19 protein-coding genes are annotated in these 21,030 nt (G+C 61.9%); 11 read left to right on the top strand and 8 right to left on the bottom strand.

The features are described 5' to 3' along the window. Nucleotides 1-89: 89 nt before the first annotated feature. The 3 genes from AB6N07_RS12690 (at nt 90) to flaF (ending at nt 4,857) form a co-directional block, all read left to right on the top strand. The gene (locus AB6N07_RS12690) at nt 90-1,844 is read left to right on the top strand and encodes a flagellin (protein WP_370673457.1); all 1,755 of its coding nucleotides are present in this window, start codon (nt 90-92) and stop codon (nt 1,842-1,844) included. A 463-nt stretch (nt 1,845-2,307) separates the two neighbouring features. Continuing rightward, nucleotides 2,308-4,140 carry a flagellin gene (locus AB6N07_RS12695; RefSeq protein WP_370673458.1) on the top strand — a complete coding sequence of 611 codons (1,833 nt, stop codon included), beginning with the start codon at nt 2,308-2,310 and terminating at the stop codon, nt 4,138-4,140. A gap of 342 nt (nt 4,141-4,482) precedes the next feature. Continuing rightward, the gene (gene flaF / locus AB6N07_RS12700) at nt 4,483-4,857 is read left to right on the top strand and encodes a flagellar biosynthesis regulator FlaF (RefSeq protein WP_370673459.1); all 375 of its coding nucleotides are present in this window, start codon (nt 4,483-4,485) and stop codon (nt 4,855-4,857) included. 124 nt (nt 4,858-4,981) lie between these two features. Here the strand turns inward: flaF and AB6N07_RS12705 are convergent, their stop codons facing one another. Then, nucleotides 4,982-5,356, bottom strand: coding sequence for a hypothetical protein (locus tag AB6N07_RS12705; protein WP_370673460.1), 375 nt, complete (start codon nt 5,354-5,356; stop codon nt 4,982-4,984). A gap of 467 nt (nt 5,357-5,823) precedes the next feature. On the opposite strand from AB6N07_RS12705, the gene AB6N07_RS12710 reads away from it, so the two are divergent. Beyond that, nucleotides 5,824-6,930 (top strand): acyltransferase family protein, encoded by a 1,107-nt coding sequence (locus AB6N07_RS12710; RefSeq protein ID WP_370673461.1) that lies wholly within the window; start codon nt 5,824-5,826, stop codon nt 6,928-6,930. Nucleotides 6,931-6,947: 17 nt separating this feature from the next. Here AB6N07_RS12710 and AB6N07_RS12715 read toward each other — a convergent pair whose 3' ends face one another. From AB6N07_RS12715 to AB6N07_RS12725, 3 genes are read right to left on the bottom strand one after another with little or no spacing between them, the layout of a single operon-like run. Continuing rightward, on the bottom strand, nt 6,948-7,427 hold the full coding sequence (locus AB6N07_RS12715) for a hypothetical protein (RefSeq protein ID WP_370673462.1): 480 nt from the start codon (nt 7,425-7,427) through the stop codon (nt 6,948-6,950). After that, on the bottom strand, nt 7,424-7,744 hold the full coding sequence (locus tag AB6N07_RS12720) for a rod-binding protein (RefSeq protein WP_370673463.1): 321 nt from the start codon (nt 7,742-7,744) through the stop codon (nt 7,424-7,426). The genes AB6N07_RS12715 and AB6N07_RS12720 overlap by 4 nt, the downstream gene beginning before the upstream one ends. Beyond that, on the bottom strand, nt 7,744-8,856 hold the full coding sequence (locus tag AB6N07_RS12725) for a flagellar basal body P-ring protein FlgI (protein WP_370673464.1): 1,113 nt from the start codon (nt 8,854-8,856) through the stop codon (nt 7,744-7,746). The genes AB6N07_RS12720 and AB6N07_RS12725 overlap by 1 nt, the downstream gene beginning before the upstream one ends. Before the next feature lie 235 nt (nt 8,857-9,091). Between AB6N07_RS12725 and AB6N07_RS12730 the strand changes: the two genes are divergently transcribed. Then, the gene (locus AB6N07_RS12730) at nt 9,092-9,514 is read left to right on the top strand and encodes a flagellar assembly protein FliX (RefSeq protein ID WP_370673465.1); all 423 of its coding nucleotides are present in this window, start codon (nt 9,092-9,094) and stop codon (nt 9,512-9,514) included. 163 nt (nt 9,515-9,677) lie between these two features. Further along, nucleotides 9,678-10,094, top strand: a complete 417-nt coding sequence (gene dksA / locus AB6N07_RS12735; protein WP_370673466.1) for an RNA polymerase-binding protein DksA — start codon at nt 9,678-9,680, stop codon at nt 10,092-10,094. Between the two features lie 397 nt (nt 10,095-10,491). Here dksA and flgH read toward each other — a convergent pair whose 3' ends face one another. Genes flgH through flgF form a run of 4 tightly spaced genes read right to left on the bottom strand, consistent with a single transcriptional unit; the run spans nt 10,492 to nt 13,801 of the window. After that, nucleotides 10,492-11,235, bottom strand: coding sequence for a flagellar basal body L-ring protein FlgH (flgH, locus tag AB6N07_RS12740; protein WP_370673467.1), 744 nt, complete (start codon nt 11,233-11,235; stop codon nt 10,492-10,494). A gap of 10 nt (nt 11,236-11,245) precedes the next feature. Continuing rightward, complete coding sequence (flgA, locus tag AB6N07_RS12745) at nt 11,246-12,232, bottom strand: flagellar basal body P-ring formation chaperone FlgA (RefSeq protein ID WP_370673468.1); 987 nt, start codon at nt 12,230-12,232, stop codon at nt 11,246-11,248. An 8-nt stretch (nt 12,233-12,240) separates the two neighbouring features. Further along, nucleotides 12,241-13,029: a flagellar basal-body rod protein FlgG gene (gene flgG, locus AB6N07_RS12750; protein WP_370673469.1), complete on the bottom strand. Its 789-nt coding sequence runs from the start codon at nt 13,027-13,029 to the stop codon at nt 12,241-12,243. A gap of 28 nt (nt 13,030-13,057) precedes the next feature. Next, nucleotides 13,058-13,801 carry a flagellar basal-body rod protein FlgF gene (gene flgF / locus AB6N07_RS12755; protein WP_370673470.1) on the bottom strand — a complete coding sequence of 248 codons (744 nt, stop codon included), beginning with the start codon at nt 13,799-13,801 and terminating at the stop codon, nt 13,058-13,060. 344 nt (nt 13,802-14,145) lie between these two features. Here flgF and AB6N07_RS12760 point away from each other — a divergent pair, with 344 nt between their 5' ends. The 5 genes from AB6N07_RS12760 to AB6N07_RS12780 all read left to right on the top strand — a co-directional run bounded on the left by AB6N07_RS12760 (nt 14,146) and on the right by AB6N07_RS12780 (nt 19,903). Next, a complete protein-coding gene (locus AB6N07_RS12760; protein WP_370673471.1) occupies nt 14,146-14,655 on the top strand; it encodes a flagellar basal body-associated FliL family protein in 510 nt (169 codons plus the stop codon). 11 nt (nt 14,656-14,666) lie between these two features. Beyond that, nucleotides 14,667-15,887, top strand: a complete 1,221-nt coding sequence (fliM, locus tag AB6N07_RS12765) for a flagellar motor switch protein FliM (protein WP_370673472.1) — start codon at nt 14,667-14,669, stop codon at nt 15,885-15,887. Continuing rightward, the gene (locus AB6N07_RS12770) at nt 15,884-16,360 is read left to right on the top strand and encodes a DUF6468 domain-containing protein (protein ID WP_370673473.1); all 477 of its coding nucleotides are present in this window, start codon (nt 15,884-15,886) and stop codon (nt 16,358-16,360) included. The genes fliM and AB6N07_RS12770 overlap by 4 nt, the downstream gene beginning before the upstream one ends. Further along, nucleotides 16,357-17,679: a MotE family protein gene (locus tag AB6N07_RS12775; RefSeq protein ID WP_370673474.1), complete on the top strand. Its 1,323-nt coding sequence runs from the start codon at nt 16,357-16,359 to the stop codon at nt 17,677-17,679. The genes AB6N07_RS12770 and AB6N07_RS12775 overlap by 4 nt, the downstream gene beginning before the upstream one ends. Nucleotides 17,680-17,806: 127 nt before the next feature. Further along, nucleotides 17,807-19,903 (top strand): hypothetical protein, encoded by a 2,097-nt coding sequence (locus AB6N07_RS12780; protein ID WP_370673475.1) that lies wholly within the window; start codon nt 17,807-17,809, stop codon nt 19,901-19,903. The last annotated feature ends 1,127 nt before the right edge of the window (nt 19,904-21,030 follow it).

Consider the following 21,030-nt stretch of genomic DNA (forward strand, 5'->3'; position numbering starts at 1 on the left):
CGTTAACGGCTCGGCAACACCTCGGCGCTAGGTTCGGCCCACTTCCTCAGAAGGGGAAGATGAGTTCACCCAAGGAATGGGATGTAAAAATGTCTGACATCAACCTTACCTCTGCCGTCCGTCAGAACCTGCTCTCGCTGCAGGGCACCGCCTCGATGATGGCGAAGACGCAGAACAAGCTGTCGACCGGTAACAAGGTCAACACCGCCCTCGACAATCCCTCCAACTTCTTCACCGCGTCCTCGCTGAATTCGCGTGCCAGCGATCTCGGCAATCTGATGGACTCGATGGCGAATGGCGTCAAGACGATGGAAGCCGCCGACAACGGTCTGACGTCGATCACCAAGACGCTGGAATCGATGCAGTCAACCCTGCGTCAGGCGCGTCAGGACAAGACGTTCGAGACGAACTCTTATTCCATGTCGAACCTCGATCCGAACTCCGGCGCGACCAGTCAGCTGGCTCTTTCGGGTGGTGGATTCACGGGCACGACCAATCTTGCCCTGACCAAGACCGGGACCGGCGACATCGGTGCGATGAGCGCCACCTATGCTGCCCCAGCCGCGAGCGCTGCCACCGAGACCGGTACCGTCGATATCGATGCAGGTGGTAACACGGCTGGTACGCTGAACTTGACCTATGGTGGCACCTCGGTCTCGCTCGACATGACGGCAACCACCGCCGCCGTCGGTGCCGGCACGACACTTGCCGGCAAGATAAACACTGCGCTCGGCGCCACGGCGCTCGCTGGTAAGCTGACCGCCACCGTGAATGCCAGCAAGCAGATCGTGCTGACCGCTGCCAATAACGAAGACGCTTCGTTCGCCGTCTCCGGCTCGGCCGCGACCCCCATCTTCGGCGCCTCGCCTACGGCGGCTCGCGGTTCCGATGGCAAGCTGTCGTTCACCGTCAACGGCGCGGCAGTCAGTCTCGACTCTACGACTGGAACGGATCTGGCGACTGCGGTTGCCAACACGAACGTTGCCCTGAAGGCGGCCGACTCGAAGTTCCAAGCTTACTCCACAGGCGGCAAGCTCGGTATTCGCGCCATCACGACTGACGCTGGAACCCTCAGCATCGGCGGCAACGATGGTGCGCTGTTCGGCGCGACGTCGTCGGCGACCAACCTGTCGCTGAGTTACACGACCGATGAACTGGTTGCCAACGTCAACAACTCGACGACCTTCAACACCAAGATCAAGGCCTCGAACGACAACGGCAAGCTGCGCATCCAGAACCTGTCGACGCAGGATCTGACCGTCGGTGGTACGAACTCGTCGAACCAGATCATAGGCACGGCCACTGCCAGCACGACGATCAAGGGCAACTCTGTTCGCTCCGGTTTGGCCGACCAGTTCAATGAGCTGCGCGATCAGCTCGACAAGCTGGCCGACGACGCCTCCTTCAACGGTATCAACCTGCTGCGCGGCGACAAGCTGTCGATCACCTTCAACGAGACCGGCACCTCGTCGATCGACATTCTGGCCAAGGACGGCAAGTCGGTCGACTCGACCAGCCTTGGTGTGCCGACCACGCTGACCGCTAAGGACCTGGACTCGGACGACTCCATCGACAGTACGCTGACTCAGGTGAAGACGGCCATCAGCACGGTTCGCTCGCAGTCTTCAGCCTTCGGTTCGAACCTGTCGGTCGTGCAGAACCGCCAGGACTTCTCCAAGAACATGATCAACACCCTGGAGACTGGTGCCGGTAACCTGACGCTCGCCGACATGAACCAGGAAGCGGCCAACATGGTGGCGCTGCAGACTCGCCAGTCCCTGGCGACCTCCTCGCTCTCCATGGCCAACCAGGCCGACCAGAACGTGCTTCAGCTGCTCCGCTGAGGCCAGTCGGTCCGAATCAAAAGACAAAAGAGGGGCGGGCCAGAAGGCCCGCCCCTTCTTTGTATGCGGGCTTGTATCTGCGCTCAGCCCCTTCTGGCCAATTTGCCGCCGGTTAACGCGGCCTCGATTCCATTTCTTAACAATTTGTTCTATCCGGCGGCGGGGAGGATTCCTCGCCGGTCGCTATGCCATGTCGTTTTGGCTTGGAAATATGTCCATACGGTTCAATGGCTTGTCGCTCATCGCTGGCCATTGTCGGACGACTTTGGCTGAATGACGCCTGAGAAGCATGGAGAAACACAAGCCATCGAGCTGCTTCGTTTCGGCACGGATTGTTTCCCAGGGTTAACAATGGTTTATCCAGATTAATTCTGGATTGTTGCAAACTGCCACTCGGAAACTTTTTGTTAACCATGTCGGGTGTTAACTTGCATCTGAGAAGGTACCGCCGCGTCCGCCATACATGGATGGTCGACGGTCAGGTCCAGTTCGTTTTCGGGTTGCAAGAAACCCGTCAGCCCCAAGGAAATGGGATGCAGAAATGAGCGACATCAATCTGACCAAGGCCGTGCGACAGAATCTTCTGTCTCTGCAGAACACCGCTAAGCAGATGGCAACGACGCAAAATCGACTGTCGACCGGCAACAAGGTCAACACCGCCCTCGACAATCCCTCCAACTTCTTCACGGCGTCTTCGCTAAATTCGCGCGCCAATGAGCTCGATTCACTCCTCGACTCGATGAACAATGGCGTCAAGACGCTGGATGCGGCCGACAACGGCCTAACTTCCATCACCAAGACGCTGGAGTCGATGCAGTCGACGCTGCGTCAGGCGCGTCAGGACAAGACTTTCCAGACGACGTCGTATTCTCTGTCGAACCTTGATCCGAACTCCGGTGCGACCAGCCAGCTGGCTCTTTCTGGCGGCGCCTTCACGGGTACTACGAACGTTGGTCTGACGACCACGGGGTCCGGATATATCTCGACGATGTTGGGCGGTGCCTATGCCGCGCCCGCAGCAAGCGCGGCCACCTACACTGGTGGCAACAACATCGACACCGGCGGCAACACGGCCGGTACGCTGAACCTCACTTACGGTGGCACGACGGTCGCGCTTAATATCTCCGCGACGACCCTGGGTGTCGGTGCGGGTACGACGCTGGCAGGTAAGATCAATACCGCCCTTTCGTCGACATCGCTTAGTGGCAAGCTGACCGCGACGGTGAACGGCAGCAACGAAATTGTGCTGACCGCCGCCAATAACGAAGACGCTTCGTTTGCCGTCTCCGGATCGGCTGCGAGCAGTATTTTCGGTGTGTCAACTTCAACTCGCGGTTCCGATGGCAATCTGGCGTTCACGGTCAACGGCACAGCGGTCAGTCTCAACGCCACGACTGGCGTTAATTTGACCACCGCGATCGCCAACACGAACATCGCATTGAAGACAGCTGGATCGAAGTTCCAAGCCTATGACAATGGCGGCAAGCTTGGCATTCGTGCCATCACGACGGACGCTGGCGCGCTCAGCATGGGCGGCGTCGATGGCGAACTGTTCGGTGCCTCGTCACAGCAGAACAACCTTTCGCTGAGCTACACGACCGACGAACTTGTTGCCAACATCAACAACTCGACGACCTACAACACGGCGATCAAGGCCTCGAACGACAACGGCAAACTGCGCATCCAGAACCTGTCCACGCAGGATCTGACCGTCGGTGGTACCAACTCGTCGAACCAAGTCATCGGAACGAATACGTCCAGCACCACTATTGATGGCAACTCGGTTCGTTCCGGCCTTGCCGATCAGTTCAATACCCTGCGCGATCAGCTCGACAAACTGGCCGACGACGCCTCGTTCAACGGTATCAACCTGCTGCGCGGCGACAAGCTGAAGATCACCTTCAACGAGACCGGAACCTCATCGATCGACATTCAGGTCGAGGGTGGCAAGTCGGTCGATACGACCACTCTAGGTCTACCGACGACACTTCAGGCGAAAAGTCTCGACTCGGACGATAGCATCGATTCCCTTCTGGATAACGTGAAGTCGGCCATAAGCACGGTCCGTTCCCAGGCTTCGACTTTCGGTTCTAACCTGTCGGTCGTCGAGAACCGTCAGGACTTCACCAAAAAGATGATGAATACCCTGCAGACGGGTGCCAGCAACTTGACCCTCGCCGACATGAACGAGGAAGCGGCCAACATGGTGGCACTGCAGACCCGCCAATCGCTGGCGACCTCGTCACTTTCCATGGCCAACCAGGCCGACCAGAACGTGCTCCAGCTGCTCCGCTGAGACCCGTTCTGGAGCTTGGGAGAAACGACAAGGCGGGCCGGTTGGTCCGCCTTTTTCTTTGCGTTTGTTTCGGACTTTTGTTTCTATGCTCGATGTTAGTTCCTTGTTGTTAACTTCGTTTGATTACAAGTTGCTTTGGAGAAACCTGTTGTTAACCGTGCCGGGTGTTTAAATGTATCGACGGCCGATCTATGGCAGTCAGAGCTTCGGACACCAAAACGCGCGATAAAACGGTATCGTCTGGCAAGGGGCCGCGTGGTCTTCTGACCGGATGGAAGAACGATGTGCCCGAGGTCGCCTGATTGGGCAGCGGGCTAGAATGCACTGGGGAGTGTTTGCTCGATGAACGGTTATGGAGCGTCGGCGTACCAGCGGGTCCAGACAACGTTGGGTCCGCGCGAACTTGAAGCGCATCTGTTGCTCAAGGCGGCGGCTCAGTTGCAGTCCTTCAAGGACAACTGGTCGTATGAAGCCGAAGCCGTGGCCGAAGCCCTGGCCTTCAACCGCAAGCTCTGGACGATTCTTGGCACATCGGCGACCGACGAGAGCAATCCTCTGCCGTTGGAAATCAAGGAAAACGTCGGCAACCTCACTGTGTTCGTTCTAAAGCGGACTCTCGAGATCATGGGCGATCCGTCGCCCGAGAAATTGTCGTCGCTCATCACCATCAATCGTTCGCTGGCCCAGGGGCTGCGCGGGCAGGGTGATGACGAATAGGGTGAGTGTGTTGATTGCTATAAAGCGAAAAGGCGCCCTGTGAGGCGCCTTTTGTCATTCTAGGGAATGCTCGGACATACAAAAGCAGTTGGTCGGTAGGGGAGCTCTAGAGGCACAGCCGCCGTCAGGCGAGGGTGCTCACTGAACTCGTCGATCCATGCATGGTTTCGGTCCAAGCATTAATCATTGCCCTGATGCGCAAGCGGCTTTCGTCGGGGATCTGGGTGACGACGCTTCCCGTTATATCGTCTATCTGCCGATAGACGATGGTGTCGGCTTCCTTGTCGACGGTGACGGTGGAACGCAGATTGGACGTATAGAGGGCCGACTGATCGGCGTTGCCGCGCGTATCGTTGCCGGAGTTGGCCGTCTCACTCGATTTGCTGACCGCCGATTCGACGGGCAGGTCGGTGCTTGCCGCCTGTCCCGCGGCCGCCGGCGCTCTAGGCACCGGCACGCTTAGGCCCGGTACTCCCGGTCTCACGCTGCCGATATCCATAACCCACGTCCTTTTCCGCAAATCCCAAAGGGTTCGCCTGAAAAAGACTGTAACATGGGAAATTGAAGACGGTATTTATGGAATAGTTAAAGTTTTACCGATCCGGCGTTTTCCGCAGGTTTTCTCGGTTGCTCGAAATGTGTCTGGAGTAATGCCTGACGCCCCTCCGGCCGGCTCAGATAAGGGGAGGAGTCTTAACAAACAGCGAAGGAATGACACCTCCGGCCGTGGAAATATTGACAATCCGTATCGACGCGTAGAGGCCGCCCGATCCGATTGCTTTTGGCGAGGCAACGGGACCCCATATTCGCACTTGGAGTCGTTGCCGCATCTCGTGTCATCGAGAGCGGGGCATGGTTCAATTCCGCGCCGGGTTAACCGAGTACTCACCCAAACGATGGTAGAAACGGTCCGTCATCGCCGCCTTTCGGTCGGGATGGCGTCCACGCCATTGCGGAGCTGGGCAGATGCGGGTGAATTTTCAGGACGTGAAATACATACCCGGCCTTGACGGCTTCCGCGCCATCGCCGTCCTGCTCGTTCTCGTCGCCCATTTCGGTTACGACCGCATCGTGCCGGGCGGCCTCGGGGTGACGATATTCTTCTTCATCTCCGGCTTTCTGATCACCTCGTTGCTGCTCAGCGAGAGAAACAAGTTCGGCTCGATTTCGATCCGCAACTTCTACATACGGCGCTTTCTGCGTCTATTGCCCGAACTTACGGGACTGGTCGTCGTCTCCGGCTTTTATCGCGCGCTGCTTGGGCACCCGCTCGGCATCGGTGAAATCGTGGCCGCGTTCACCTACACGACCAATTACTTCGTCTTCTGGCTGGAAAATCATGGTGGGGCATTTTCGCTCGCCTGGCCGCAGCTGTGGTCGCTGTCGGTCGAGGAGCACTATTACATTACCTTCCCGGCGATCTTCGCCTTCCTGCTGACCAGCTCTGCACGGGCGAGGGTATTCTTTGCCTCGGTGTTCATCCTGGGGCTCGCCTATCGCCTTTTCCTGGTGCTTGGCGGGCACGTCGACGTGTTGGCCCAGCATCCTTATACATATCTGGCCTCGGAGGCGCGGTTCGACTCCATCGCTTACGGTGCCGCTCTTGCCTTTCTCTGCCAGCGGGCGTGGGAGCTGTCTCGTGGCAAGGGGATGGCCGTGGGGCTAGCCGGTGGTCTTCTGCTGCTGCTGACGCTCCTGGTCCGGGGGGATGTCTTCCGCGAGACGATCCGTTACTCCATCCAGGGCGTGGCGTTGCTGTTGGTATTCACGGCGATCTATCGCTCAGCGGCTTGGGACTGGACCATGTCCATCCTGGAGTCATCGCTGTTCCGCCGGCTCGGCGTACTGTCCTACGGCGCCTATCTCTGGCACTTCGAGTACCTGTTCCTGTCGGGCTACGTCTTCGGCGATGTGCCGCCGACGAGCGGTGCGGAGCGCCTCATCTTCCTTGCTTGCGGTCTTGTCTTTTCCTTTGGAGCCGCCGAGCTGTCCTACCGCTTTATCGCGCAGCCGATGCAGACACTCAGGCATCACTTCTCCATGCGGGCACCAAGTCCCACCGCGGCGGAGTAAACAAGCGGGACGGTCGATCAGAGGCTGCGGTTGACGGCGACGCCGCGCGCGCCCATGAGGTAGGGGGGCTGCGTGTGGCCGCTGCGGCCATAGACGGCGGGTGCCTCGGCTCTGCCGACTTCGGTCGCAACGGTGCGCAGGATGTCCTCGGCGACGTCGCGGGCGGTGTCGAGAACGGCCAGGTTGATCTGCACTTCCGAGCGGAACAATTCATGACGCTTGAGGAGGGCGGCCGTCTCGTCCGGCATATAAGCCTTGAGCGTCTCGATCTCGTCGCGGGCGGCCAGCATAAGGCGGGTATAGAGGGCCGCCTTCTCTTCCTTGTCCATGGCCAGTTCGCCAGCCAGCCGAAGCTTGCCGGCCTTGACCAGAGCCGTTTCCTCGCGAAGCAGGACCAGCAGGTCCTCCATGGCATTGCTTAGCTTTTCAACAAGCTTGCCGGCGATCTCCGGGCTCGTGATGAGCTTCGGGCGGTTATCCTGCAGCGCGATGCTCATCCGGCGTGCCCTTCTTGTATCTTGATCAGTTCGGACGCTATGCCGTCGGCAATGCCTAGGCCGCCCTTCTTGACGAAATCCTTCGCATACTGGTCGAGCAGCATGTCGCGCCAAGTCTCGTTGGAGCTGTCCGACTTGCCGTTCAGGGGGTCGACGGAGACGTCCTTGAACATGGACTTGAAGGCGTCGGCGACATAGACGGACTCGAAATCCTCGGCGACGGCGTGCGCCTTCTTGGAGACGGCGTCCTTGTCCATGCCGGAGTAGGCCTTGGAGGCGAAGGCCGAAGCGGCGGAGGAGAGGCTGCTGGTCTCCATCACATCACCTCCACGTTGGCTTGTAGCGCGCCGGCCGCCTTGATCGCCTGCAGGATGGAAATGAGGTCGCGAGGACCGAGGCCAAGGGCATTGAGCCCGTCGACCAGCTCCTGCAAGGTCACGCCCGAACGGACGACGGCGAGCTTGTGTTCCTTGCCGTCCGCCACTTGGATCTGCGTCTGAGGCGTTACGACGGTCTGGCCGCTGGACAATGGCCCTGGCTGCGACACCTGAGGACTTTCGGTGATCATCACCGTCAGATTGCCTTGGGCGACGGCGACCGTCGACACGCGCACTTCCTGGCCCATGACGATGATGCCCGTTGCCTCGTCCACCACCACCTTGGCCGGTAGGTCGGGCTCGACAATCAACTGTTCGACGTCGGTCAGCAGGTCGACGATATTGCCCCTGAACTTGGGGGGCATCGACAAGCGGACCGTCGCCGGGTCGGTCGGCTCTGCTACTGGCGATCCGTAGAGATCGTTGATGGCAAGCGCGATGCGGCGTGACGTGGTGAAGTCAGGGTTGCGCAGGGACAGGCGGACGGTGCTGAGGTCGGTCAGCTTGAATTGCAGCTCGCGCTCGATGACGGCGCCGTTGCTGATGCGGCCTTGCGTGGGCACGCCGCGGGAAATCTTGGCGGCGTCGCCCTGGATGTCGAAGCCGCCGACGGCGATCGCCCCCTGGCCAATGGCGTAAACCTCGCCATCGGCGCCCATGAGCGGCGTCACCAGCAACTGGCCGCCCTGGAGATTCTTGGCATCGCCGAGCGCGCTGACCGACACGTCAATGGCCGTACCTTGGGCAGCAAAGGCCGGCAGTTTGGCCGTGACCATGACCGCCGCGGTGTTGGCGGTGCGCATGGTGGCGTCGCGGACGTTGACGCCGAGCCGTTCGAGCATCGCCTGGAGGCTCTGCTTGGTGAAAGGCGAGTTGTTCAGGCTGTCGCCGGTGCCTTGCAAGCCGACAACGAGGCCGTAGCCGATGAGCTGGTTCTCGCGAACCCCCTCGACATTGACGATATCCTTGATGCGCGAAGCGGCGATCGCCGCTTCGGCGCCCATCAGGACGAACATGAGGGCGCCTAGCGCGCCGAGAATCCTAAATCGCATTGTCATCATCCCCGTGTTTCCCGACACGGCTTCCCAACAGTGTTTTCGCAATCGGCATGCCAAGACTTTGCCAAGGGCCAATTTGGTTAAGGTGCTGATATGAAAATATTATTTTGTGCTCCGCCAAATGGGCGATCACGGTTTGCGCTTTATGGCCGGCATTTCTTGCCGGGTGGGCCCGGAAGCGGTAACCTTGCCGTGTCGAAACTGCCGGGTCAGCCTCAGGGAACGATTGATGCGCATTCAGGGTCCGAACCGCCTCGGGGGTGTCTCCTCGGGGTCGTCGACGAAGCGAACCGATGGATCGGGGTTCTCGCTCCCATCCGAAGGGGAAGGCGACGCGCCGAAAACGTCTACCGCGACCGCTACTCATGCGCTTGCCGGGCTCGATGCGTTGATCGCCCTGCAGTCGGTCGATGCCGACGCGCCACGCAAGAAGCGCAAGGCGGTGAAACGGGGGCGCGACCTTCTGGACAAGCTCGACGAAATCCGCATTGGTCTCTTGTCGGGGCAGATGTCGGGCGAGGCGATCGCTCGCATTCTCAACCTGCTCGACGAGACGGAGCCGACCGGCGATCCGCGGCTCGATGGCCTTATGGAGGACATCGCGCTCAGGGCGGAAGTAGAGCTTGCCAAGCTCGGCTATTTCCGGAATTGAGTCCTTCGCTCGCCGCTGAAACGGCGGGAGGCCGCTTAATCGATTGATATGTATTGGTAAACGCCAACCCTACAAGGTTTGGTGATTTTCTTGCATTTGCCGTTGTAGGGCGAGGGGCAGATAGCTATATTCCGCCCGCCTTCGTGGTATGTGAGGACCGTCGATGTCGATTGAGCTTGCGGATGACTACCGGCCGTCCGACGACGAGCCGTTCATGAATGATCGCCAGCGCGAATACTTCCGGCGCAAACTGCTTCAGTGGAAGGAGGATATCCTCCGCGAGAGCAAGGAGACCCTCGTAAATCTTCAGAACGAGAACACCAATCTGCCGGATATCGCCGACCGTGCGTCGTCGGAAACCGACAGGTCGATTGAACTCCGTGCGCGTGACCGCCAGCGCAAGCTGATCTCCAAGATCGAGTCGGCCATCAAGCGGATCGAGGATGGCTCCTACGGCTATTGCGAGGAGACCGGCGAACCAATCTCGCTGAAGCGTCTCGACGCTCGCCCTATCGCCACGCTGTCGATCGAGGCGCAGGAGCGGCATGAGCGGCGCGAGAAGGTTTATCGCGACGAGTGACAGAACCACCTGTTCCCAAAACATGATGAAAGGGGCGCTCTCGAGGCGCCCCTTTTCGTTTGCCGGTTTTTCGGCGCCGGCATCGGATGCTTTCTGATCGGAGGTTCCGCTTGGGCGCGACCTCCCGGAATGACTTGGGAAGGGGAGGTCGCGCCGCTCGGGAAAGCCGGCCTGGACTTTGGGAAGGGGCCGGCGGGATCGCTTCGGGCCAATTGGGGAGCGGCCCTTCGGCGACACGGCTCGCTTGGGATGCTTGGGGAGCGCGAGCCGATCTCTGGTGTTCGTCTCGAAAACCTGAAAGGCCAGGATTTCGGTGTTGCGGCCTGACCGGCCTGTGCCCGTTCGGGCTTGTCTTCACCTGGGGATTTTTCAGTTCAGGAAATTCCCCAGGCTCCGGTCAGAATGGCAGGAGGATATCGAGCACCTGCTGGCCGCTGCGGGGCTGTTGCACGTCGGAGATCTGACCACGGCCACCGTAGGAGATGCGGGCTTCCGCGATCTTGGTGCTCTCAATGGTGTTGTCGGATGCGATGTCTTCCGGGCGGACGACACCTGCCACCACAAGTTCGCGGATCTCGTAATTGACGCGTACTTCCTGACGACCTTCGATGACGAGATTGCCGTTAGGCAGAAGCTGGGTCACCACGGCGGCGACGTTGGTCGACAAGCTTTCCGACCGGTCGATCGTGCCTGTGCCCTTGTAGGAGGACGCGCCGTCCGTGGAGGCAAGATCACTCGACGACATGCCGGCGGGCAGGACGATTTTATCGATCGCCGTGCCGACCGCGCCGCCGACGCCGGTCGAGTCGCTCGACTTGCGCGTCCGCTCGGTTGAGTTGTCGAAGGCTGCCTTATCGGAAATCTCTACCTTGACGGTGAGAATGTCGCCGATGTTACGGGCGCGCTGGTCCTTGAAAAAGGTACGCGAGCCGGACTGCCACAACGAGTTGGGGCTGTAGGCCATAGGCTGCACGCTGGGCATGGGCATCTGCACCGGCTTGTAGCCGGCCTGAGCGGTGGGGTTCTCGATCGCCGACAACTTGGGTGTCTGGCCAACCTGCGACAGGCGATCCATGGTGCTGCCGCAGGCGGCGAGGCCGGTGCCGACGAGGGTGATGGCGAGGACATTGGGCAAACGCATCTTACGATCCTCAGTTCATCGCCGTCTTCAAGACGGACGGGCCGCTCGACGCGGTCACCTCGACGGTGCCGGCACTGGTGACAACGCCCTGGATGGTGCGCTTGGACTGTTCGTTCAGCACGGAGACGAGGTCGCCCTTGGCGCCGTCGCCGAGGGCGCGGCCGCGAGCGCTGAGCGTCAGGCCGGGGCGGGAATACTGTAGCGTGACCAGGTCGCCGCGCAGGATGATACGGGGCGGTTCGATGTCGGCGGTGGCGATGAGCTCGCCGGCTCGGAGGGGGCGCTTGGCGGCCATGTCGATGAGCTCGTTGGTGTCGATCGCAGTCGAGCCGGGCACACGCCGCTTGTCGATGCGGACGATGGTAACGTCGGACGCGTGGATGACGTCGCGGCGGTCAATCGGTCGGCTGAGAACCGGGACGGCCATGGTCTCCACGGCGCGGCCGGTGACCGTCAGCGTCCGCTCGTCGCCACCAAGGTCGATGGCGACGGTGGCGTTGAAGCGGCCGGATTCTGGCTGAACAAGAAAGTCGGAGAGAATGGCCGGTGTGGCGGCGCTGGCCGCGGCGGTAACCGGAGCGATCATTCCGTCGAAGGCGATGTCGATGTTGTCGGCCGCGACGCCGAGGCGGGTGGCGGCGGCGGCGGCGACAAGGGCCTTGATGGTGGTCGCGTCGACCATGACGGCGCGGCGGACGACGGTAACGTTGGTGAAGGTCGGTAGACGATCGACGGCAAGGCCGGCGGCTTCGGCGGCCTTGACCGCGGCGGTGGCTGGCAGAGCTCCGGTGACGCCGAGTTCCGGGGCTCTGAATACGGCCCGGTCGGCGAGATCGCCGGCGCCGTCGAACAGGTCGCCCAGGGTGACGATGGAGCCATTGATCTCGACGCGCTGCCTGAGTTCGGCGGCGGACGCCTGATGGGTGGCAATGAAGCCGGCTGCCAAGCTCGCGAGGGCCGCGGCGAGGAAGATCCGGAGAAGGAGGGCGCGCATCATGGCGGTTCTCACTTACCGAGGCTGGCGGTTGTCTGCGACATTTCGTCGGCGGCCGTGATGATGCGGGAGTTCATCTCATAGGCACGCTGCGCCGAGATCAGCGACGACAGTTCGTTCACCGACTCGACGTTCGAGGACTCGAGATAATTCTGCAGCAGCGTGCCGTAGCCGGCATCCCCGGGGTTGCCGGTCTGGGCGGTGCCGCTCGAAGCTGTCTCGAGGAACAGGTTGTCGCCCATCGAGTCCAGGCCGTTCTTGTTGACGAAGCGGGCGAGCTGAATCTGGCCGAGCACTGTCGCGGTGTTGGCGTTGCCGATCTTGGCCTGCACCTGGCCGGTATTGGAAATGGTGAGATCGCTGGCGTTGTTCGGCACCGTGATGGCCGGGTTCACAGTGTAGCCGTCGGCGGTCACCAGCGTGCCGGTGGAGTCGAGTTCGAAGGAGCCGTCGCGGGTATAGGCGGCGCGGCCATCGGGGAGGGTGATCTGGAAGAAACCATCACCACGGATGGCGATATCCTTGTCGTTGCCGGTGGACTCCGGGTCGCCCTGGGTCATGTTGCGCGGCGTCCCAACGACGCGGACACCCGAGCCGAGCTGAACGCCAGCGGGTACCTGCGTGCCGGAATCGGACGTGTTCGAACCCTGACGGCGCAGCGTCTGGTACAATAGATCCTGGAAATTGGCGCGCTGGCTCTTGTAGCCCGTGGTGCGCATGTTGGCGATGTTGTTGGAGATGACGGAGACGTTGGTCTCCTGGGCCTTCATGCCGGTGGCGGCGATGGTAAGGGCTTTCATTGCGGGCGCTCCCTAGAGCAAAAATCGATCAGGCGTTGACGGAACCGAGGCGCTCGATCGCCTTGGAGCTGAGGTCGTTCTGTTGCTTGACCATGTTGGTGATGCGCTCGTAGGCGCGCTGAACGTCCATCATGGCGGTAAGCTCCTGGACGCTCGAAACATTGGATTTCTCGAGGGAGCCCTGGCGGACGCGGACGTAGGCGGGCGCCTGTGGCGCTACGCTGGCCGAATAAAGGTTTCCGCCGTCCTTGGAGAGGACCGTGGTGTCGGGGAAGTCGGCGATGCGCAGCTTGCCCTTCAGCCCGGCGCTGGTGGAAATCGTTCCGTCATGGGCGATGGAAATATTAGTTTCGTCGGACCCGAAGGTCACTTCGCCGCCATCGGCGAGTACCGGCTTGCCATCTGAGGTCACGAGGCGGCCAGTGTTGTCGAGGGCAAAATCGCCGGCGCGTGTGTAGCGGTCGCCGGCCGGTGTTTTGACGACGAAGAAGCCGTTCTCGCCCTCAATGGCCACATCGAGATCGTTGCCCGTCGTCTCGACCGATCCGGCTGAGAAGTCATGCACGGTGGCGAGCTCGCGAACGAACTGATTGTCGCGGTCGCGGCGGGCAAATAGACTGGCTGACGCCTTCGGCATTGTGGTTTGCTCGAAATCGAGCGAAACGCGCTTGAAGCCGGCGGTGTCCATGTTGGCTACGTTGTTGGCGATGACGTCCAGCTTGCGCCTCAGCGCAACCTGACCCGACAACGCCACCAGAGTTGCATTCTGCATGGCAAATCGTTCCCAAGTCCTAATCGGGCGGCGTCACGCTCCCCAGCGTCGCTGTCCGAAATAGGTATCGCAGGGAACGTGCCAACTAAATATTGTATTAATAACAATGCGTTAATGAATATTCCCGGCTGACCGGTCCTGGCGTTTCTTGCCGACCGGCAGCTGGAAGCGGCAACATTTGCCGGGGCGTTAACTAATTATCAACCAATCGTTAACTATCCTGACCGCTAGTGAAAGGGCTGTGGGTGTCGGCAAAGAATCGTTGTCGCTTAACAGGGGCCGACCCATAGCTTTCCGGTGGAAGCGTTCAGCTTTCCCCGATTCCGGAGCAGGCGCCAGAGGCCATGGCCAAGACCCCGAAAGCAGACGGCGAACCGGAAGGCGGCGAGGCTGGCGGTTCCTCTTCAAAGAAGAAGCTGATCATCATCGGCGGCGCGGCCGTGGCCGTGCTGCTGGTCGGTGGTGGCGCTGCCTTCTTTCTGACGGGTGGTACGCCGGCAACACCGGCGGTGAGTGATGTCGCGGCGGTCGAGGCGGCATCTCAGCCGCATGCCTATTACTACGATCTGCCGATGATGATCCTCAATCTGTCGACCGCCGACGAGCGGCCGACTTTCGTCAAGATGGAGATCGCTCTCGAGGTCAGTGACGAGAAGATGCTCGAGGTGATCAAGCCAAACCTGCCGCGCGTGCTTGATGCCTTCCAGACCTACATGCGCGAACTTAGGGCCTCCGACCTGCAGGGCTCGGCCGGTTTGTTCCGCCTGAAGGAAGAGCTGCAGCGGCGCGTCAACATCGCGGTCTATCCGGCTCGCGTCGACGATGTGCTCTTCAAGAATGTGATCGTGCAATAAGGATGTCGAGCATGGCTGGCGACGACGACGATCTCTCGGCGGACTGGGGCGCGGCACTGGCTGAACAGCGGGCCGATAGCGGCGAAGACATGGACGACCTCGCGGCCGAATGGGGCGCCGCGCTTGAAGAGCAGGGCGTCGAGAATGCCGACGCCGTGGCTGCCCAGTGGGCGGCGATGATCGATGACAACGACGCCGAGCTCGATTCCACGAGCCGTGGCGCTGATCGCGTGCTCAACCAGGAAGAAATCGACAATCTGCTCGGCTTCAATGTCGAGGATCACGTCTCCAGCGATCAGAGCGGCATCCGTTCGCTGGTTAACTCGGCGCTGGTTTCCTATGAGCGCCTGCCGATGCTGGAGATCGTCTTCGACCGCTTCGTGCGCGAGACGACGACGACATTGCGCAATTTCACGTCGGACAATGTCGAGGTGTCGCTCGACGGTATCTCGTCGGTGCGTTTTGGCGATTATCTCAATTCCATTCCACTACCGGCCATCCTGGCGGTGGTGAAGGCAGAGCAGTGGGACAACTACGGCCTGATGACGGTCGACAGCTCGCTGATCTACTCGATCATCGACGTGCTGCTGGGCGGTGGTCGCGGCACCTCGGCGATCCGCGTCGAGGGGCGGCCGTACACGACGATCGAAATGAACCTCGTGCGGCGGATGATCGATCTCTTGCTCGCCGACTGCGAGAAGGCCTTCGCGCCGCTCACCCAGATCAACTTCACGCTGGAGCGCCTCGAGACCAACCCGCGCTTCGCACCGATCTCACGTCCGGCCAACGCCTGCATTCTCATCCAGTTCCGCGTCGACATGGAAGATCGAGGCGGCATCGTCGAGATGCTGCTTCCCTACGCCACCATCGAGCCCATCCGCAATCTTCTGTTGCAGATGATCATGGGCGAGAAGTTCGGTCGCGACAATATCTGGGAAGGTCACCTCGCGACCGAGATCTACAATGCCGACATCGAAGTCGATGCCGTGCTGGTCGAGGAAGAGCTGCCGCTTTCCATGGTGATGGACCTTGAGGTGGGGCAGACGCTGTTGTTCGGCGTGTCGCCGGATGACCCGGTGGCCATCAAATGCGGTGATGTTCACATCACTTCAGGTAACATTGGCCGGCTCGGTGATAAGGTGTCGGTAAAGATCAACAGGAACCTTAAGCGGCCGCGTATGACGCTGGCGGCCTTCGAGCGCGCGGTTCAGAAGGAGATGCAGAACACATGACCTCCGGCCTCAATCTCGGCGTGGCGATCGAGATCGTCGTTGCCATCCTTCTTGCGCTCACCATCGTCTATTGCGCCATTCTCAACCGCCGTCTGACGCGGCTGAGGGCTGACGAAGAGATATTGCGCGCCACCATTTCCGAGCTGATCACCGCCACCGAGATCGCCGAGCGGGCGATTCTCGGCTTGAAGGCGACGGCGTCCGAGTGCGAACGGGCGGTGGGTGGTCGCATGTTGGCCGCCGAGACGCTGCTCGGCGATCTGGATCAGCGGCTGACCGCCGGCAATGAGATCATCAAGCGGATCGGAGCCATCGTCGGCGCGGCGCGCACCAGCGCGCTCACACCGATGCCGGATGTCGACGTGGAGCCCGTGGGGCGCGAAAGCTCGGCACGTAACCTCAAGGCGGCGGCCGAGGCGGCCGCGGAGCGTCTGTCGGCTCTCCGGCGCGGCAAGCGGGAGGCCGCTGCGTGAAAAGGATCCGCCTGCTCCCGCTGGTGCTGATCGCTGTTTCCGCGTTGCTCGCCGTGAAGGTGCTCGGCTTCGTGATGGGAGTGGAGCCGTTCGCGGTGGGGCCGCATCCGGCGATTGCATCTGGCGCCGAGGCGGCTGGTCATGGTGAGGCAGCGGCTCCGGCCGCCGCTGGGGCCGACACGTCGGCGGTCGACCGCCTGACGGCGCCCGTCGATCTCGCCGAGGAATACAAGAAGCTGAAAGACGCGCAGGACAAGGCCGCGGCGGGGCATGGCGAAGCGCCGGCTGAAGGGCACGGCGGCACGCCGGCTGGCGCGCCGGCCGCGGGTGCCACTCACGAGGCCGCACCGGCGGCCGACGCTTCCCATGGTGCTGCGCCTGCCGATGGGAAACCAGCCGGAGAGGCCGCGCCGGCAGCCGATGCCACGAAGACCGCAGCGCCTGCCGACGCTAAGCCGGCCGGGTCGGGTGGCAATGGGGCCGCGCCGACGGATGCCAAGCCGGCCGATGCCGGCCATGCCGCGCCGGCGGATGCAAAGCCGGCCGACGCCGGTGGTCACCAAGCCGCTCCCGCCGCGGATGCCGCGCCGGCCCAGGGAGGACACGCCGCGCCTGCCGAAGGCGGGCATGGCGCCAAGGCGAAGACCGACGTCTATACAGAGCGGCCAAAGGAATATTCGCCGCCGATTGGCTCGTCGGAACGAGCTATCCTCGAGGGGCTGGGCGTACGGCGTGACGAGCTCGACAAGCGGGCGCAAGACCTCGATTTGCGCGCCAAGCTGCTGCAAGCGGCGGAACAGCGCCTCAACGATCGCCTGAATCAGCTGCAATCCATCGAAACCCAGCTCGGTGGAGCCACCGGCGGAAGCGCCCCGGCGGCTCCCGCTCCCGCGCCGGCTTCGACGCCCGCCTCCAAGCCGGCATCCGCGCCGCCGACGACGGCGGCAGCCGCGACCCCGGCCCCGGCCGGGGCGGCACCAGCTATGAACGAGCAACTGGCGTCCCTGGTGTCGCTTTACGAAAGCATGAAGCCAAAGGCCGCCGCCGCCGTGTTTGACAAGCTCGACACCGCCACGCTGCTGGAGCTTGCCACCCACATGAACCCGCGCAAGCTGTCGCCGATTATCGCCGCCATGGACCCTGAGAAAGCCGGCCACATCACCGGCCTGATGGTCGGTGCCCAGGAGGCGCAGAAGCGCGTGGTTGTCCAGGTGGAGCAAGTGGCGCCCTCGCTCGGGCCGGTATCGGGAAATGGCGGCGCAGCACCAGCCGATAACTCGCAATTACCGCAGATCATGCCGGCGCCAGCCGGGCAATGATTGCCGGGTCAAGCGCGGCATTTCCCAGAAAACCGCTTATTTCTAGGGCGGAAGTAACCGCAAATTAAGCGCAGGTCGCCTAGGCTTCCGAAGCGTCGGCACGTCCCGACGTCATCGGGGTGTGTTCATGCGTTTTGCCCGGTTGTTGCGTGAGGCTGCGTTGCGTATTCGGTCGTCGGTCCAACTTGTGGCCGTCGCCGCGACGCTATGCCTTGTGGCGATCGGCGCGCCAAATGTGGCGCAGGCTCAGCAAGCTAAGCAAGCGGCCGAGCCGGTGACCGTCGAATTCCGGTCCAATCCCGATTTCGGCCGAATGGTCCTGACCTTCCCGAACCTCAACCTTCTGCCGCCGCACAAGGTGACATCTGACAGCGGTGTCCTGGTCATTCAGTTCGACCAACCGGTTGACCTCAACGCCGAGGCGGCGGTAACCCGGCTCGCCAACTATGTGCTGATCGTGCGCACCGATCCCGATGGTCTCGGTGTCCGCATGGCGTTGGGCCGCTCTATCAAGGTCAACGTGATGGAGGCCGGGCCGCAACTGTTCGTCGACTTCCTTCCGGGAACCTGGAAAGGCGAACCGCCGCGTCTGCCGGACGAGGTGGTCACTGCGCTTGCCAAAAAGGCCGACGACATGGCCAAGGCGGCCCAGGCGGCGCAAAGACTCGTTGCCGAGACAGAAAAACCGATCCGGATCGATGTCTCCGCGGCGCGTGCGCCGACGTTCAGCCGCCTGACCTTCAAGTGGAATGTGCCGTTCGACGTCGACTTCCGCCGCACCGATCTTGGGGTCGATCTGCGATTCAATCGGATGGCGATGCCGGACTTGACGGCGATCCGTGCCGATCCTCCGCCATTCGTCAGCGACATCACCGCCGAGCAGGGCGATCAGGGGCTCACCGTGCACGTGCTGGCCGAGAGCGTCGCCGACGTTCGCGCCTATAAGGATGGCGACAGTTATGTCGTCGACGTGCGTGGCCCTGATAATCCTGCCGCCATGACACCGCTTGATCACGCCCTGCAGGCGGCCGTCTCGTCGCTGCCCGCCGTTCCCGCTGGCGCGACGCAGGCCGTTGCCGCCGGTGGTCGCGATGCCCCCGCGCCTGCCGCTGAACACCCGGTCACCGATCAGTCGGCCGCCGCTGCGCCGGCTCCCAGCCCCACTCAGCCGGCAGCTTCCCCGGCGGCCGATAGCAATCCAGTGTCTCACGCCGAGGTGGCCTCTCCCGATCATGCCGCCGTGCCGGCCGATAACGCCGCGCCAACGAGCGGCGATGCCGTGTCTCACACACAAACGCCGCCTGCGGTGCAAGTCGCCGCTGCCGACCCGGCCGCACCGACGCAACAGCCGAACACTCAACCGGTCCAGGTCGCTGGGGCCTCGCCGACGCGGCCGGAAATTGTCGCTCCGGCGGGCAAGCCGAAAGCCGATATCGCAGAATTGCCGGAGAACGCGGTTGCACGGGCGCTGGTCGATGGCGTCATTCGCGTCGAGTCCGAGCGTGTCGGACAGGCCGTCCACATCACGTTCCCCTACAAGAGCGAAGTCGGCGCGGCTTTGTTCATGCGTGACAACACGCTCTGGATGGTGTTCGACGACACGGCCCCGATTGATGCTGCCACCTTGCAGGACGCCTTTGTCGGCTTTGCCCGCAGCATCGAGCCGACGACGGTCGATGGCGCTCAGCTTATCCGCATTGAGATGACCGATCATTTCGTATCGACCATGAGCCCGGATGGTCCCAAGTGGGTGATAACGATCGGCGAGATGATTACTGATCCGACTCGGCCGCTATCGATTGCCCGGCAGGTTCACCCGGATGGATCCAAGTCGCTCGATATTCCCTTCGGACCTGTTTCCCGCGTCCACAAGCTGACCGACCCGCGCAGCGAGGATTCCGTTATCGTCGTAACCGGCAAGGGGCAGGCGCGTGGCCTGGTCAAGCCGCACTCCTTCACCGAGCTTGACGCACTGGCCTCGATTCATGGGCTGGCTTTGCTGCCAAAGGTCGATGATCTCTCCGTCGTCGCCGATGGCATTCTGGTGTCAGTCAGCCGGCCGGGGGGCTCGCCGTGTCGACGCTCGCCGAGGAGAAGAAGGCGACTCTGTTCGACCTGCCGGCCGCGCTCGGGTCGTCGGTCGCTCGCAAGGCGGCTTTCATCGATTTTGGCGACGCCCGCGCCGCCGACGTCGCCGGCTACGGTCAAGCCCGACAAAAGCTGATGACAGCGATCACCCAGGCGCGCGATATGCCAGAGCGCGTCAATCTTTGGTACAAGGCGTCGACCCTTGCACTAGCCGAGGGGCTAGGCCCCGAGACGACGGGTATGCTCGATCTTGTCGGTAAACTAGCGCCGGAAGAAACCGCGTCGAGCCGTATGGCCGCCCTGAGGGCGGGCGGCGAATATTTTACCTACCGACCGGAGCAGACCCTGAAGCTCCTGGAACGGCACGACTTTGACGACAGTCCCGACGCATCGGTGTGGAAGGCGATGTCGCTCAGCGATCTTGGCCGGCATGAAGAGGCCGTGGTTGAGTTTGCCAAGGGCGACTCGGTGATCGGTAGCTTTCCGCCGGCTATTCAGCGACGCTATGCGCTGAGCCACATCGCCTCGGCGATCGATCTCAAGGACTACACGACGGCGCGCGATCTGCTAGCGAAGATCGACCCGGCCAGCCTCAGCGCCAACGAGCGTGCCCGGCTCGACCTCCTCAACGCCCTGGCGCGCGATGCGGCCGGCCACGCCACGGATGCGGTGGCGCTCCTGTCCAACATTGTGCGCGAAGATCAGGGGCCGGTCGCCGCCGAGGCCACATATCGTCTCGTACAGTTGCAGCGGCGGGAGGGTCTTATCACCCTCGACCAGGGTATCGATCGACTGGAGCAATTGGCCGTCTCTTGGCGCGGTGACGAACTGGAACTCAAGACGCTGCGTCTGCTCGGCCAGTATTCCATCGAGCGCGGCAATTATCGGCGCGCCTTCGAGGTGATGCGTGTCGCCGAACAGGTCAATCCGAACTCCAGCACGTCGCGCTTGATGACGGACGAGATGCAGTCGGCCTTCTCGCAGGTTTTCCTCGACAAGAAGAGTTCCGATCTTAGTCCGGTGCAGGCCCTGTCACTCTACTATGACTACCGCGAATTGACACCGAGCGGGCGCCGCGGTGATGCCATGGTGCGCAAGCTCGCCGATCGCCTCATCGATGTCGACCTTCTGCCTCAAGCGGCATCTCTGCTCGACTATCAGGTGAAGAACCGGTTGCGCGGCGCGGCGCGCGCTCAGGTGGCCGCCGACCTCGCGCTCGTCTATCTTCTCGACCACCGGCCCGACAAGGCGATGTACACCTTG

Source organism: Pleomorphomonas sp. PLEO (genome assembly GCF_041320595.1).
Taxonomy (GTDB): Bacteria; Pseudomonadota; Alphaproteobacteria; order Rhizobiales; family Pleomorphomonadaceae; genus Pleomorphomonas.

Coding starts and splice junctions, on each gene's coding strand:
- AB6N07_RS12690 (WP_370673457.1), top strand. CDS start 90: ATGTCTGACATCAACCTTACCTCTGCCGTCCGTCAGAACCTGCTCTCG.
- AB6N07_RS12695 (WP_370673458.1), top strand. CDS start 2,308: ATGGATGGTCGACGGTCAGGTCCAGTTCGTTTTCGGGTTGCAAGAAAC.
- flaF (WP_370673459.1), top strand. CDS start 4,483: ATGAACGGTTATGGAGCGTCGGCGTACCAGCGGGTCCAGACAACGTTG.
- AB6N07_RS12705 (WP_370673460.1), bottom strand. CDS start 5,356: ATGGATATCGGCAGCGTGAGACCGGGAGTACCGGGCCTAAGCGTGCCG.
- AB6N07_RS12710 (WP_370673461.1), top strand. CDS start 5,824: ATGCGGGTGAATTTTCAGGACGTGAAATACATACCCGGCCTTGACGGC.
- AB6N07_RS12715 (WP_370673462.1), bottom strand. CDS start 7,427: ATGAGCATCGCGCTGCAGGATAACCGCCCGAAGCTCATCACGAGCCCG.
- AB6N07_RS12720 (WP_370673463.1), bottom strand. CDS start 7,744: ATGGAGACCAGCAGCCTCTCCTCCGCCGCTTCGGCCTTCGCCTCCAAG.
- AB6N07_RS12725 (WP_370673464.1), bottom strand. CDS start 8,856: ATGCGATTTAGGATTCTCGGCGCGCTAGGCGCCCTCATGTTCGTCCTG.
- AB6N07_RS12730 (WP_370673465.1), top strand. CDS start 9,092: ATGCGCATTCAGGGTCCGAACCGCCTCGGGGGTGTCTCCTCGGGGTCG.
- dksA (WP_370673466.1), top strand. CDS start 9,678: ATGTCGATTGAGCTTGCGGATGACTACCGGCCGTCCGACGACGAGCCG.
- flgH (WP_370673467.1), bottom strand. CDS start 11,235: ATGCGTTTGCCCAATGTCCTCGCCATCACCCTCGTCGGCACCGGCCTC.
- flgA (WP_370673468.1), bottom strand. CDS start 12,232: ATGATGCGCGCCCTCCTTCTCCGGATCTTCCTCGCCGCGGCCCTCGCG.
- flgG (WP_370673469.1), bottom strand. CDS start 13,029: ATGAAAGCCCTTACCATCGCCGCCACCGGCATGAAGGCCCAGGAGACC.
- flgF (WP_370673470.1), bottom strand. CDS start 13,801: ATGCAGAATGCAACTCTGGTGGCGTTGTCGGGTCAGGTTGCGCTGAGG.
- AB6N07_RS12760 (WP_370673471.1), top strand. CDS start 14,146: ATGGCCAAGACCCCGAAAGCAGACGGCGAACCGGAAGGCGGCGAGGCT.
- fliM (WP_370673472.1), top strand. CDS start 14,667: ATGGCTGGCGACGACGACGATCTCTCGGCGGACTGGGGCGCGGCACTG.
- AB6N07_RS12770 (WP_370673473.1), top strand. CDS start 15,884: ATGACCTCCGGCCTCAATCTCGGCGTGGCGATCGAGATCGTCGTTGCC.
- AB6N07_RS12780 (WP_370673475.1), top strand. CDS start 17,807: ATGCGTTTTGCCCGGTTGTTGCGTGAGGCTGCGTTGCGTATTCGGTCG.